Origin of the sequence: Pseudomonas sp. WS 5532 (assembly GCF_012985445.1) — a bacterium.
In the GTDB taxonomy this organism is placed as follows: Bacteria; Pseudomonadota; Gammaproteobacteria; order Pseudomonadales; family Pseudomonadaceae; genus Aquipseudomonas; species Aquipseudomonas edaphica.
In genome coordinates, this window is the sequence record NZ_JAAQWK010000010.1 from 1 (window position 1) to 12,848 (window position 12,848).

15 protein-coding genes are annotated in these 12,848 nt (G+C 60.2%); 10 read left to right on the forward strand and 5 right to left on the reverse strand.

The genetic code is table 11. The features are described from left to right. Positions 1–301: 301 nt before the first annotated feature. The 6 genes from hisB (at position 302) to HBO23_RS17965 (ending at position 4,169) form a co-directional block, all read left to right on the forward strand. On the forward strand, positions 302–895 hold the full coding sequence (gene hisB, locus HBO23_RS17940; protein WP_017138645.1) for an imidazoleglycerol-phosphate dehydratase HisB: 594 nt from the start codon (positions 302–304) through the stop codon (positions 893–895). Then, the gene (hisH, locus tag HBO23_RS17945; protein WP_017138644.1) at positions 895–1,533 is read left to right on the forward strand and encodes an imidazole glycerol phosphate synthase subunit HisH; all 639 of its coding nucleotides are present in this window, start codon (positions 895–897) and stop codon (positions 1,531–1,533) included. The genes hisB and hisH overlap by 1 nt, the downstream gene beginning before the upstream one ends. After that, complete coding sequence (locus HBO23_RS17950) at positions 1,533–1,790, forward strand: DUF2164 domain-containing protein (RefSeq protein WP_005783916.1); 258 nt, start codon at positions 1,533–1,535, stop codon at positions 1,788–1,790. Before hisH ends, HBO23_RS17950 begins: the two co-directional genes overlap by 1 nt. A gap of 39 nt (positions 1,791–1,829) precedes the next feature. Further along, a complete protein-coding gene (hisA, locus tag HBO23_RS17955; protein WP_170039033.1) occupies positions 1,830–2,567 on the forward strand; it encodes a 1-(5-phosphoribosyl)-5-[(5-phosphoribosylamino)methylideneamino]imidazole-4-carboxamide isomerase in 738 nt (245 codons plus the stop codon). Between the two features lie 9 nt (positions 2,568–2,576). Then, positions 2,577–3,347, forward strand: a complete 771-nt coding sequence (gene hisF, locus HBO23_RS17960; protein ID WP_017138643.1) for an imidazole glycerol phosphate synthase subunit HisF — start codon at positions 2,577–2,579, stop codon at positions 3,345–3,347. Positions 3,348–3,413: 66 nt separating this feature from the next. Next, positions 3,414–4,169 carry an ABC transporter substrate-binding protein gene (locus tag HBO23_RS17965; RefSeq protein ID WP_170039034.1) on the forward strand — a complete coding sequence of 252 codons (756 nt, stop codon included), beginning with the start codon at positions 3,414–3,416 and terminating at the stop codon, positions 4,167–4,169. On the opposite strand, the gene HBO23_RS17970 is transcribed toward HBO23_RS17965, so the two are convergent. Genes HBO23_RS17970 through HBO23_RS17985 form a run of 4 tightly spaced genes read right to left on the reverse strand, consistent with a single transcriptional unit; the run spans position 4,122 to position 8,904 of the window. Then, positions 4,122–5,441 carry a Vps62-related protein gene (locus HBO23_RS17970; RefSeq protein ID WP_262378198.1) on the reverse strand — a complete coding sequence of 440 codons (1,320 nt, stop codon included), beginning with the start codon at positions 5,439–5,441 and terminating at the stop codon, positions 4,122–4,124. The two genes, HBO23_RS17965 and HBO23_RS17970, sit on opposite strands and share 48 nt — an antisense overlap. Positions 5,442–5,477: 36 nt before the next feature. Beyond that, complete coding sequence (locus tag HBO23_RS17975; protein ID WP_099549498.1) at positions 5,478–6,263, reverse strand: divergent polysaccharide deacetylase family protein; 786 nt, start codon at positions 6,261–6,263, stop codon at positions 5,478–5,480. 1 nt (position 6,264) lies between these two features. Then, complete coding sequence (locus HBO23_RS17980) at positions 6,265–7,578, reverse strand: S41 family peptidase (RefSeq protein ID WP_170039035.1); 1,314 nt, start codon at positions 7,576–7,578, stop codon at positions 6,265–6,267. Between the two features lie 30 nt (positions 7,579–7,608). Continuing rightward, entirely contained in the window at positions 7,609–8,904 is a 1,296-nt protein-coding gene (locus HBO23_RS17985; protein ID WP_017138638.1) for a murein hydrolase activator EnvC, read from the reverse strand. Positions 8,905–9,146: 242 nt separating this feature from the next. On the opposite strand from HBO23_RS17985, the gene HBO23_RS17990 reads away from it, so the two are divergent. Beyond that, on the forward strand, positions 9,147–9,659 hold the full coding sequence (locus HBO23_RS17990; protein ID WP_099549497.1) for a PBECR2 nuclease fold domain-containing protein: 513 nt from the start codon (positions 9,147–9,149) through the stop codon (positions 9,657–9,659). Between the two features lie 216 nt (positions 9,660–9,875). Here HBO23_RS17990 and gpmI read toward each other — a convergent pair whose 3' ends face one another. Next, positions 9,876–11,402, reverse strand: coding sequence for a 2,3-bisphosphoglycerate-independent phosphoglycerate mutase (gene gpmI, locus HBO23_RS17995; protein ID WP_170039036.1), 1,527 nt, complete (start codon positions 11,400–11,402; stop codon positions 9,876–9,878). Positions 11,403–11,553: 151 nt separating this feature from the next. On the opposite strand from gpmI, the gene HBO23_RS18000 reads away from it, so the two are divergent. From HBO23_RS18000 to secB, 3 genes are read left to right on the forward strand one after another with little or no spacing between them, the layout of a single operon-like run. Further along, complete coding sequence (locus tag HBO23_RS18000) at positions 11,554–11,967, forward strand: rhodanese-like domain-containing protein (RefSeq protein ID WP_017138635.1); 414 nt, start codon at positions 11,554–11,556, stop codon at positions 11,965–11,967. A 1-nt stretch (position 11,968) separates the two neighbouring features. Then, the gene (gene grxC / locus HBO23_RS18005; RefSeq protein WP_017138634.1) at positions 11,969–12,223 is read left to right on the forward strand and encodes a glutaredoxin 3; all 255 of its coding nucleotides are present in this window, start codon (positions 11,969–11,971) and stop codon (positions 12,221–12,223) included. A 42-nt stretch (positions 12,224–12,265) separates the two neighbouring features. Next, complete coding sequence (gene secB, locus HBO23_RS18010) at positions 12,266–12,745, forward strand: protein-export chaperone SecB (protein ID WP_012721755.1); 480 nt, start codon at positions 12,266–12,268, stop codon at positions 12,743–12,745. The last annotated feature ends 103 nt before the right edge of the window (positions 12,746–12,848 follow it).

The following is a 12,848-nucleotide window of genomic DNA, read 5'->3' on the forward strand; positions in this document are numbered from 1 at the left end:
AGCCAGCTCCCACACAAGCCAGCTCCCACACAAGCCAGCTCCCACACAAGCCAGCTCCCACACAAGCCAGCTCCCACACAAGCCAGCTCCCACACAAGCCAGCTCCCACACAAGCCAGCTCCCACACTGGATCTCTACTTGTTTCAAGACAGCGGCGGGGCGCACCATCCTGGAGCGCCTGCTTGTATGCACATGTCTATCCCCGACACTCCATCAGTCTTATCCCCTTCGATGTTTCTGTTTAGCGCCCGCGCCCCTATAATGGCTGCCTTTTTCGCCCAATGATTTTGCGGAGCTGGTGATGGCCGAACGTAAGGTATCCGTCGAGCGCGACACTCTGGAAACCCAGATCAAAGCCTCGATCAACCTGGATGGCACCGGAAAGGCCCGATTTGATATCGGTGTACCTTTTCTTGAGCACATGCTGGACCAGATCGCCCGTCATGGGCTGATCGACCTGGATATCGTCAGCAAGGGCGACCTGCATATCGACGACCACCACACGGTGGAAGACGTAGGCATCACCCTCGGCCAGGCGTTTGCCAAGGCCATCGGCGACAAAAAAGGCATCCGTCGCTACGGCCACGCCTATGTCCCGTTGGATGAAGCGCTGTCGCGTGTGGTCATCGACTTCTCCGGCCGCCCAGGCCTGCAGATGCATGTGCCGTATACCCGCGCCACCGTGGGCGGCTTCGATGTCGACCTGTTCCAGGAATTCTTCCAGGGCTTCGTCAATCACGCACTCGTCAGCCTGCACATCGACAACCTGCGCGGCACCAACACCCACCACCAGATCGAAACCGTGTTCAAGGCATTCGGCCGCGCACTGCGCATGGCCGTAGAGCTGGATGACCGCATGGCCGGGCAAATGCCGTCGACCAAGGGCGTTCTGTAATGCAGACGGTCGCGGTTATCGATTACGGCATGGGTAACCTGCACTCGGTGGCCAAGGCGCTCGAGCACGTGGGCGCCGGCAAGGTGCTGATCACCAGCGACGCCAATGTGATTCGCGAAGCCGACCGCGTGGTGTTCCCCGGCGTCGGCGCGATTCGCGATTGCATGGCCGAGATCCGCCGCCTGGGCTTTGACAGCCTGGTGCGCGAAGTCAGCCAGGACCGCCCGTTCCTCGGCATCTGCGTGGGCATGCAAGCCTTGCTCGACAGCAGTGAAGAGAACGGCGGCGTCGACTGCATCGGCCTGTTCCCCGGCCAGGTGAAGTTCTTCGGCAAAGACCTGCACGAAGACGGCGCGCACTTGAAGGTGCCGCATATGGGCTGGAATGAAGTCAGCCAGACCGTCGATCACCCGCTGTGGCACGACATTCCGGACCTGGCGCGTTTCTACTTTGTGCACAGCTACTACATCAATGCTGGCAACCCGCGCCAAGTGGTGGGTGGCGGGCATTATGGCGTCGACTTCGCCGCAGCGCTGGCCGACGGTTCGCGCTTTGCCGTGCAGTTCCATCCGGAGAAGAGCCATACCCATGGCCTGCAATTGCTGCAGAACTTCGCCGCGTGGGATGGTCGCTGGTAATGGCCAAGAAGCCGAAGCCGCCGATCTTGAACCTCACGCCCGAACAGGAGCGTGAGGCGACCGACAAGATCAAGCGTTTCATGGAGGACCGCTTCGAGCTCAAGTTGGGCTCGTTCGAGGTCGCCGAGATTCTTGAGCTGTTCACCACCGAAGTGGCGCCGCACTATTACAACAGGGCGATTTTCGACACGCAGACGCTCCTTAAAGAAAGGTTCGAAAGCATCGAAAGCGACCTGTGGTCGCTTGAGAAACCCTGATTTCCCAAGCATTGCTGAATATCGAATAAGGTTTGCCAGATGCTGATTATCCCCGCTATCGATCTTAAGGACGGCGCTTGTGTACGCCTGCGCCAAGGCCGCATGGAAGACTCCACCGTGTTCTCCGATGACCCGGTGAGCATGGCCGCCAAATGGGTAGAAGGGGGCTGCCGTCGTCTGCATCTGGTGGACTTGAACGGCGCCTTCGAAGGCCAGCCCGTCAATGGCGAAGTGGTTACCGCCATCGCCAAGCGCTACCCGAACCTGCCGATCCAGATCGGCGGCGGCATTCGCTCCCTGGAAACCATCGAGCACTACGTCAGGGCTGGCGTGAGCTACGTGATCATCGGCACCAAGGCCGTGAAAGACCCGGCCTTTGTCGCCGAAGCCTGCCGCGCGTTTCCGGGCAAAGTCATCGTGGGCCTGGACGCCAAAGACGGTTTCGTCGCCACCGACGGCTGGGCTGAAATCAGCACCGTGCAGGTCATCGACCTGGCCAAGCAGTTCGAAGCCGACGGCGTGTCCGCCATTGTTTATACCGACATCGCCAAAGACGGCATGATGCAGGGCTGCAACGTGCCGTTCACCGCTGCGCTGGCCGCTGCAACCAGGATCCCGGTGATCGCCTCCGGTGGCATTCACAACCTGGGCGATATCAAGTCGCTGCTGGACGCCAAGGCGCCCGGCATCATCGGCGCCATCACTGGTCGCGCGATCTACGAAGGTACTTTGGACGTCGCCGAAGCCCAGGCTTACTGCGACGCCTACAACGGCTGAGGACTGACCATGGCGCTGGCCAAACGCATCATCCCTTGCCTGGACGTCGACAACGGTCGCGTGGTCAAGGGCGTCAAGTTCGAGAACATCCGCGATGCCGGTGACCCGGTGGAAATCGCCCGTCGCTACGATGAGCAAGGTGCCGACGAGATTACCTTTCTCGACATCACCGCCAGCGTCGACGGCCGCGACACCACCCTGCATACCGTCGAGCGCATGGCCAGCCAGGTGTTTATCCCGCTGACCGTGGGCGGTGGCGTGCGTACCGTGCAAGACATCCGCAACCTGCTCAACGCCGGTGCGGACAAGGTCTCGATCAACACCGCCGCCGTGTTCAACCCGGAGTTCGTCGGCGAAGCCGCGCAGCACTTCGGCTCGCAATGCATCGTGGTCGCCATCGACGCCAAGAAGGTCTCCGGCCCGGGCGAAACCCCGCGCTGGGAGATCTTCACCCATGGCGGTCGCAAACCTACCGGCCTGGACGCGGTGGAATGGGCGATGAAGATGGAAGCCCTGGGCGCCGGTGAAATCCTGCTGACCAGCATGGACCAGGACGGCATGAAAAACGGTTTCGACCTGGGCGTAACCCGCGCCATCAGCGATGCGCTGGGTATTCCGGTGATCGCCTCCGGCGGCGTTGGAAACCTGCAGCACCTGGCCGACGGCGTGATCGAAGGCCACGCCAGTGCGGTGCTGGCAGCGAGCATTTTCCACTTTGGCGAATACACCGTGCCTGAGGCCAAAGCCTATATGGCCGCACGCGGTATCGTCGTTCGCTAAACGCTGCTGGACACCCTGGCAGGCGCGGGGCACTCTCTGCGCTTGCCATGGATTCCGGTAGCCTTCATGTTCAAGACCCTTCTGCTTGCTCTCGCCAGTACGTCCATTCTGTTGACGGGCTCGGCTCACGCCGAAGAACCGTCTGACGCCTCCCTGGTGTTGCTGACGGAAAACTTCCCGCCTTACAACATGGCGAAAAACGGCAAGAACTTCGCCAAGGAAGAAAACATCGAGGGCATCGCCGTCGATATCGTGCGCGAGACGTTCAAGCGTGCGGGCATTTCCTACAACCTGACTCTGCGTTTCCCTTGGGAGCGCATCTACAAACTCGCCCTGGAAAAGCCCGGCTACGGTGTCTTTGTGATGGCGCGTCTGCCAGACCGCGAAGCGCTGTTCAAATGGGTCGGCCCCATCGGCCCGGATGATTGGGTGATGCTGGCCAAGGCCGACAGCAAGATTGAGCTGACAGACCTTGAACAGGCTCGTCGATACAAGGTCGGCGCCTACAAAGGTGACGCCATTGCGCAGACCCTGGAAAAACAGGGCCTTAACCCCATCGTTGCGCTGCGTGACCAGGACAACGCGCAAAAACTGGTGGATGGGCAGATCGACCTGTGGGCCACCGGCGATCCGGCGGGCCGTTACCTGGCTCGCCAAGTGGGGGTGACCCAACTGAAAACCGTGCTGCGCTTCAACAGTGCCCAGTTGTACCTGGCGCTGAACAAAGACGTGCCGGATGAGGTGGTGGCCAAGCTTCAGGCGGCACTCGAGCAGTTACGGGGTGAGGGTGGTGTCGATCAGATCATGGCCCGTTACCTCTAGTTCGGGCTCTGCTTGAGGCGCTTCTACCAGTGGAGGCTGCTCATCAGGCAGCACCTCGGCGTTTGGATAATCGCTCATGTAGATGTTGTCACCATTGGTATAGCTGGCGGTGCTTGAAACCTGACTGCCGTCCTGTCGCAGCAGGCGGTATTCGCTTTGGACAAGGTACGCCGCAACGGCTTTTTTCGGCGGAACATAAGTGATGATTTCCAGCGACGAAGCCTGGTCCCAGCCTTTCGCCGAGCGCTGCGTGTGTGTGAAGTCGCGATCCAGGTGCGCCGAAAAACTCAATTCGAAGACGTGTTCGCCCACCGGCCACTCTTTACCCAGACCGATACTGGTGTTGGCCGCCAGTGCCTTGGCAGTCCCGCTTACTTCACCTTTCGCGGCCGTCCACATGAATGGCTGACTGGTAGCTTCGGTGTTGTGCCCAAAGCCGACACACAGGTGGCGGTCCGTGCGCTCCAGGCGGTAGGTGGGCGATGCCTGAAACTGTTCGATCACGGCCAACTCCGGGTCTTTGACACAGAACCATGGCAGCTCACACACCTGAGGCGCGTGGACGGATTCATCATTGCCCGGGCTTTCGTACCCGCTGAGCGCGGGCGGTGGCGGCAGGTCGTGCAGTTGCGCTGTCAATGTCAGGCGCAGTGAATAGGCCTCAAGGCTTGGCTTGGCATAGTCGCCATGGCCTATGAAGGTGCCGGGGGCGAGGTATATTTCGCCGGCGGGAGCATTGGGAGGTGTCACCGACCAGAGGCTTAAGTCGTTGGTGGCGCCGCTGCCTTTATCGTCCCAGATCAATTCGCCCGTTTGAGCGGCCATCACCAGGTCTTTTCGCACGCACCGCACGGCATGGCGTGAAGGTTTGTCGTAGTCCACGCCGTACACCAGCCCCATCGCCACATAGCCCTCTGGCGGCAGCGGGCGCCAGATAGATGCATTGCTCAGCGCTCCGGTGCCTTCATCCTGCCACACCAATTGATAATCGACGGGCGCACGCAGGGCCGTGCCGTCGACGTTGTTCGCGTCGCTGACGACAGCGACAACGTTGCCGTGGTTGATATTGCGATAGTGGTCGACCGCAATATCACCCAAGGTAAAAAACGGTCTCAGTGCATCGGAGGCGGTGCTCGGCCGCCAGAGGCCGACGGCTTTGTGCGCGCCCGACCCCTTGTCGTTCCACAGCGGCAGAAACTCGCTGGTAAAGCTGATGAGCAGGTCATTGAATTGCAGAAGCTTCATGGAGGGCTCTCCAGTTGATGGGAGCATCAACTATCGAGCAGTGCACTCGGCGCCGAGCGGTAACTATCTACGCGCCGGAAGATACGTCCCGTTTTTACCGTGTGCAGCCATGGCTAGGTTGCTTCGCACGCTGATCATCAACTTGATATCAATCCAGTCGATGCCCTGGGCCTTGAGCTTGGGCAACTCACGCTCCAGTACCGCCAGCGTTTGCGGGTAAGGGTGGCCGATCATCACCACCGAGCCCTGCTTGTGCGCCAGCTTGATCGCGGTTTGCAGTTGTGTGGCAATCGCCGCTTCGGTGCGTTCGTCATCCAGGAATACATCCCGCGACACATGCGCCAGCCCGATCTTCTGCGCCTCGGCGGCGGCGACGGTCTGTGCGCTGGTGCGGCTGTCGACAAAGAACTTGTTGCGCCGTTGCAGCTCGGCCATCAGCCACGCCATCGCCGCTGGCTGGGCGGTCATGCGGCTGCCCATATGGTTGTTGATGCCGGCGGTATAGGGCACAACCTTGAAGGCGGCGTCCAGGCGTTTGCCGAGTTCTTCGATAGGCAAGTCGGGGTGCCAGGCGAACGGGCCAGTGGCCGGGTCCATAGGCATATGCAGGATCACGATCTTGCCGGCCTTGTGCGCCTCACGGGCAAATTCGGCGGCGTGGGGCGTGTCGGGCATGATCGCCGTGGTCACCGGCCCAGGCAGGGCCAGCACACGACGGTCCCGGGGCAGGTTTTGTCCCAGGTCGTCGATGATAAGGGTCAGGTAGGCTTTGCGAGGCGCGTCGGCCGGAGTCGCATGGGCGATTCCGGCCAGGCTGCACAGCACAGCGATGATCAGGGCAAAACGCATATCAACGGCTGCGCGTAATGCTCAGGCCTTTAAGCAGGCTCAGCGCCTGGGCCAGTTGATAGTCGTCGTCCTGCGGCATCGGCTTGGCTTTGCTGCCGCTGCCGGTCGGCTGGTCGGCGCCGCCGTTGCCATTGCCCAAGTGACCTTGAAGGTCGGCCTCTTTGTAGTACTCGCTGTCGACCTCGTTGGTGATCTTGGCCCTGCGTACCTCGATGTCCGGCACGATGCCCTGGGCCTGGATCGAGCGACCGTTCGGCGTGTAGTACAGCGCCGTAGTGATCTTCAGGGCGCGGTCGTTGTTCAGCGGCAATACGGTTTGCACCGAGCCTTTGCCGAAGCTGGTGGTGCCCATCAGCACGCCGCGTTTCTGGTCTTGCAGGGCACCGGCGACGATTTCCGACGCCGAAGCGCTGCCGCCGTTGATCAGCACGGCCAGTGGCACGCCTTCGCTCAGGTCGTTGCCGGTGGCCGAGAAGCGCAACTCGGAGTTGGCGATACGGCCTTTGGTGTAAACAATCAGGCCTTTGGTGATGAAGTGGTCGACCACTTCAACCGCCGACTGCAGCACGCCGCCTGGGTTGTTACGCAGGTCGAGCACGATGCCGTTGAGTTTCTTGCCGTTGTCTTTGCGCAGTTTGGCCAAGGCCTTGGCCACTTCGTCGCCGGTCTTGACCTGGAACTGGGTGATACGGATGTAACCGTAGCCCGACTCCAGCAGCTGGCTCTTAACGCTCTTGACCGTGATGGTCGCGCGGGCCAGGGTCACGTCAAACGGGTTGCCGCCGTCGCGTACCAGGGTCAGGGTGATTTTCTGGCCGAGCTTGCCGCGCATCTTGTCGACGGCTTCGGTCATGGTCTGGCCACGGGTTGGTTGGCCGTTGATCTTCACGATCAAGTCGCCGGCCTGAATGCCCGCCTTGGACGCAGGCGTGTCATCGATCGGCGAGACCACTTTGATCTGGCCATCTTCGGAGCCGACTTCGATGCCCAGGCCGCCGAATTCACCGCTGGTGCTTTCCTGCAGCTCGGCGAAGTCTTCCGGCCCCAGGTAGGCGGAGTGCGGGTCGAGGTTGCTGAGCATGCCCTTGATGGCATTTTCCAGCAGGGTTTTGTCGTCTACGGGTTCGACATAGGCTGCCTTGATCCGGTCCATGACCTCGGCAAAGGTACGCAGCTCGTCCAGCGGCAGCGGTGCCTTGGTGGTCGCTGCGGTGGCGGCGGGTGCCGGTGCAGCCTGGTCGGCAAAAGCCAGCGGCGCGCCGATCACCAGGGCGATCGTCAGGGCCAGCGAAGTGAGGCGGGACAAATGCAGCATGTCGAACGAACTCCTAATGTAGGTGCAGCCCTATCCTTGGGAACGGCACCATTGTGCAGGGTCGCTCGGGCGGCCCTGCTGACGAATAGCGAAGTACAGCGCCGGGGTGTCCTGGCCACCACTGTTACCGACAGTGGAGATGGACTCACCGGCTTTTACAACATCACCTGCCGACTTGAGTAATGTCTGATTGTGGCCGTAAAGGCTCAAATAGCCATTGCCGTGGTCAAGAATCACCAACAAACCGGCCCCGCGCAGCCAATCGGCAAACACCACACGGCCACCGTGAACGGCGTGGACCTGGCTGCCGGCGGCGGCGCTGATCATCACCCCATCCCACTTGGCGCGGGTGTCATCGCCACGGGTTTCACCAAAGCGTGCCAGCAGTCGACCATCAACGGGCCATGGAAGTTTGCCGCGGGCTGAAGCAAAAGGGCCGCCGAAGTTCTCGCCGGAGCTGGAAACCAGCGGCCCGGGCGCTGCGCGCGCCGGTTTACGCGGCGCTGGCGCGTCAGTGGTAGCGGCCAGCTCGGCTTCACGCTGGCGCTTTTTTTCCGCTTCCTGCTGGGCGATCAGCGCCTTTTGCCGCGCTTCTTCAGCCTCACGTGCCTGGCGAGCCAGGGTTTCCTCGATGGTTTTGAGCACTTTGCCCAAGTCGGCCTGGTCTTGTTCGCGGGCCTGCAGCTTGGCGTCGCGGGCCTTCACGTCATTGTTGAGCTTGGCCAGGGCTTGCTGGCGCTCCTTGCGCACCTTGTCCAACTGGTCGCGCTGAGTGTCGAGGGCGGTTTTCTGATCCATCAGTTGCGACTGCTGGTCGGCGATTTCCTGCTCGACATTGGCCAACTGGCGCAGGGTTTCATTAAAACCCTTTAATTGTGCCAGGCGCGCCTTGCTCAGGTAGTCGTAGTAAGTGAGGGTGCGCGCGAATTTCTCCGGGTTCTGCTGGTTGAGCAGCAGCTTGAGGTATTCCTGGCGGCCGCTCTGGTAGGCGGCGCGGGCCTGGATCGCGATCAGGCGTTGCTGTTCAACGCGTGCGCTCTGGAGTTTTTTTTTCTCAGCGTCGAGTCGCTCCAGTTCCGACTCGCTCTTCTTTAATTCTTTTTGTAGCTCCTGGACCTGCTTCTCGAGCTTGCCCATCTCGGTTTCCGTGCCGCGCAGGTCTTTCTGCACCCCGGATTTTTCTTCCTGGAGCTTGCCGAGCAGCTTTTTCAGCTCGGTAATGTCCTGACGCGTAGCGTCCAACTGTTGTTGGGTTTGTGCGCGCTCATCGGCAAACGCCGGTTGGAGCAGGCAGACAAGAGCGAGGGAAATCAAGGCGCGAAGCATAGAGGCGGGCGACACCAGGGAAATGGACGGCCTAGTATGCCCGCCAAGCGCCGCAAAAAAAACGCCTCAACGCCATCTGCTTTGAGGCGTTCGTCATAAAAAGCCTTTCAGGGCGATTTAATTGGGCGGTTTGAAGGTTAAACACTATCGAAGAAACGCTTTGAAACGCTCCACCTGCACTGGTTTTTGCTGCTGAGAATAGACTCACGAGCCCTCTAATCAGTCAGTTGGCGCGATCGGCAATGTCCGGTGTTCATGAGTCAAAAGGCCAGCAAACCTGGCTCGATTACGGATTGCCCGACCTGCGTAGCCTTGATCGGGCTCTACGATCTTGCGCACTCGAGGAGGTGTTGGCGGGCAAAGACATTGCCGATGCTGTCGATATCGTAGCTTCAAATCTGGGGATTACCGATTCGACATGCCCTCAGGTTTGTATAGATTCCCCTCTGGGCAGGGTGTTGATCCAGCGCACGACGCTGGGGCACATTGTTGAAAAGCGGCAGGATGCCAGAGAACGATACGTAAAATTCGCGCTGGATACGCTGACAGGGCCTCTGGAAATCTGGCGTGTCGCCTATAGCGACGGCTCGGCTCGGCTGGCGTTCATCGGTGCTTATGAAACCAAGCGACAAATGCTGGTGGTGGTGAATATCCAGGCAGGCAATGTGTTGTGGAATTTCATGCAGACCGATGCCAAGGCGCTGAATAAGCATCGCCATGGGGAGCTGCTTTACAAACGCTACCAACTTTTATAACAGGCAAAGAAAAGGGCAGTTCTCTCGAACTGCCCTAAGTTAGAGCGCTTGATATTCATATACACACCCTCAAGCAGGGGTGTGGAGGTCTCACCCTACGCTGATGTCCAGTCATCAACGGGGTTCCTACGCCAGTTATCGCCGCTGGAGGCAACTGGTTTCGCGCTCACCTTCATTATTGACGGGCTACTCGCTTTGAGCAACCCCCGAACTGTTTCAGACCAGAATCGAAGTACCGGTCATCTCTTTCGGCTTCTCCAACCCCATCAGCTTCAGCATGGTCGGCGCCACGTCCGCCAGCACGCCGCCTTCACGCATTTTCAGGTCGCGCTTGCCGACATAGATGAACGGCACCGGCTCGGTGGTGTGGGCGGTATGGGCTTGCCCGGTGGATTCGTCGGACATCTGCTCGCAGTTGCCGTGGTCGGCGGTGATCAGTGCCTCGCCGCCGACTTTCTCCAGGGCGTCGACGATACGGCCGACGCACAGGTCCAGGCATTCCACGGCTTTAACGGCCGCTTCCAGGTTGCCGCTGTGGCCGACCATGTCGCCGTTGGCGTAGTTGACCACGATCACGTCGTAACGCTGGTTGTCGATGGCATCGACGATTTTGTCGGTGACTTCAGGCGCGCTCATTTCCGGCTGCAGGTCGTAGGTGGCGACTTTGGGCGACGGGATCAGGATGCGTTCTTCGCCTGGGAACGGTTCTTCACGGCCGCCGGAGAAGAAGAAGGTCACGTGGGCGTATTTCTCGGTTTCGGCGATGCGCAGCTGGGTCTTGCCGTTTTTCGCCAGGTAATCGCCCAGCACGTTTTCCAGGCTGCCCGGGGCAAAAGCTGCCGGGGCCGGGATGTTGGCGGCGTATTGGGTGAGCATGACGAACTCGGCTTTCGGCTGGCGGGCGCGCTCGAAATCCTTGAAACCGGCGTCAACGAATACATGGCTCAGTTCGCGGGCACGGTCGGCGCGGAAGTTCATGAACACTACGGCGTCGCCGTCTTCCACTTTCACCGGCTCGCCGATGGTGGTGGCTTTGACGAACTCATCGCTCTCGCCACGCGCATAGGCGGCTTCCAGGCCTTCTTGGGCGGTGGCGGCGTTGAATTCGGCCTGGCCGTCGACGATCAGGTTATAAGCCTGGGAGACGCGGTCCCAACGGTTGTCGCGGTCCATGGCGAAGTAACGGCCGACCAGGCTGGCGATACGGCCCTTGCCAAGCGCGGCGAAGGTGGCGTCGAGCAGTTCGATGGACGACTGCGCGCTTTTAGGTGGGGTGTCGCGGCCGTCGAGGAAGGCGTGCAGGTAAATCTTGTCGGCGCCGCGCTTGAAGGCCAGTTCGGCCATGGCGACCAAGTGATCCTGGTGGCTGTGAACGCCGCCGTCGGACAACAGGCCCATGAAGTGCACGGCTTTGCCGGCGGCTACGGCTTTATCCACCGCCGCGCAGATGGTCGGGTTCTCGAAGAACTCGCCGTCGCGGATCGATTTGGTCACGCGTGTGAAGTCTTGGTATACCACTCGTCCGGCGCCGAGGTTCATGTGGCCGACTTCCGAGTTGCCCATCTGGCCGTCCGGCAAGCCTACATCCATGCCGGAACCGGAGATCAGGCCGTTGGGCACGGTGGCGGTCAGGCGGTCGAGTACCGGCTTGTTGGCCGAGTACACGGCGTTGTCGTGGTGGCTTTCACTGTGTCCGAAGCCATCGAGAATTATCAGGACCAAAGGTTTAGGCGTAGTAGTCATAGATCCTCTCGCGGCGGTAATAAAGGAAGGCAATCTAAAAGGGAGTAGCAGTTTAAAGCGAAGTTCCGACCACGTCACCGCTTTACGGGGGTTGGCCGCCCCTGACGGCTGTGTATACTTACCGCCATTTTAACGCCCTGGAACCTCCTTGATGGTTGATCACCTGATTGCATTTGCCACTGCCCACTACCTGCTCGCGGGTGCCTTCGTCATCCTGCTGGCGCTGCTGATCGCTCATGAAATGAGCCGCGGTGGCCGCAGCCTGAGCACGTCGGAGCTGACCGCGCTGGTCAACAAGGATGAGGCCGTTGTCGTGGATATTCGCCCGGCCAAGGATTTCGCCGCCGGCCATATCGTCGGCGCCCTGAACATTCCACAGGACAAGCTGATCGCACGCTTGCCCGAGCTGGAAAAACACAAGGCCAAGACCATTATTCTGGTCGACGCCCAAGGCCAGCACGCCGGCACCCACGCCCGCGAGATGCTCAAAGCCGGTTTCACCGCCGCCAAACTGTCCGGCGGTATTGGCAGCTGGAAGGCCGATAACCTGCCGCTGGTGAAGTGATATGAGCCAGGTTGTCGTTTACTCCAGCGATTGGTGCCCCTACTGCATGCGGGCCAAGGCCCTGCTTGAGAAGAAGGGCATTGCCTTCGAAGAGATCAAGGTCGACGGCAAACCCCAGGTGCGCGCCGAAATGACCAAGAAAGCGGGACGCACGTCCGTGCCGCAGATCTGGATCGGTGACAAGCATGTCGGTGGATGCGATGACCTGTTCGCTCTGGAGCGCGCCGGTAAACTCGATGCGCTGCTGCTCGTCTGACTCCTAAACCCTAAAAGACCCCAAGATCAAGAAGGATCTGCGATGACTGACCAACAGAACACCGAAGCAGCAGAAGCTCAAGGCCCACAGTTTTCGCTGCAGCGGATCTACGTGCGTGACCTGTCGTTCGAAGCGCCGAAAAGCCCGGCCATCTTCCGTCAGGAATGGACCCCAAGCGTTGCGCTGGACCTGAACACCCGTCAAAAGGCTTTGGAAGGCGACTTCCACGAAGTCGTGCTGACCTTGTCCGTGACTGTTAAGAACGGCGAAGAAGTAGCCTTCATCGCTGAAGTGCAACAGGCTGGTATCTTCCTGATCCAGGGCCTGGACGAAGCGTCCATGAGCCACACCCTGGGCGCGTTCTGCCCGAACATCCTGTTCCCGTATGCCCGTGAGACCCTGGACAGCCTGGTCACCCGTGGCTCGTTCCCTGCGCTGATGCTGGCGCCGGTGAACTTCGATGCCCTGTACGCGCAAGAGCTGCAGCGCATGCAACAGGAAGGTTCGTCGACTGTTCAATAAGTCGATGCGGTAAAAAAATGTGGGAGCTGGCTTGTGTGGGAGCTGGCTTGCCTGCGATAGCATCACCTCGGTTTATCTGAATGACCGAGGTGATGCTATCGCA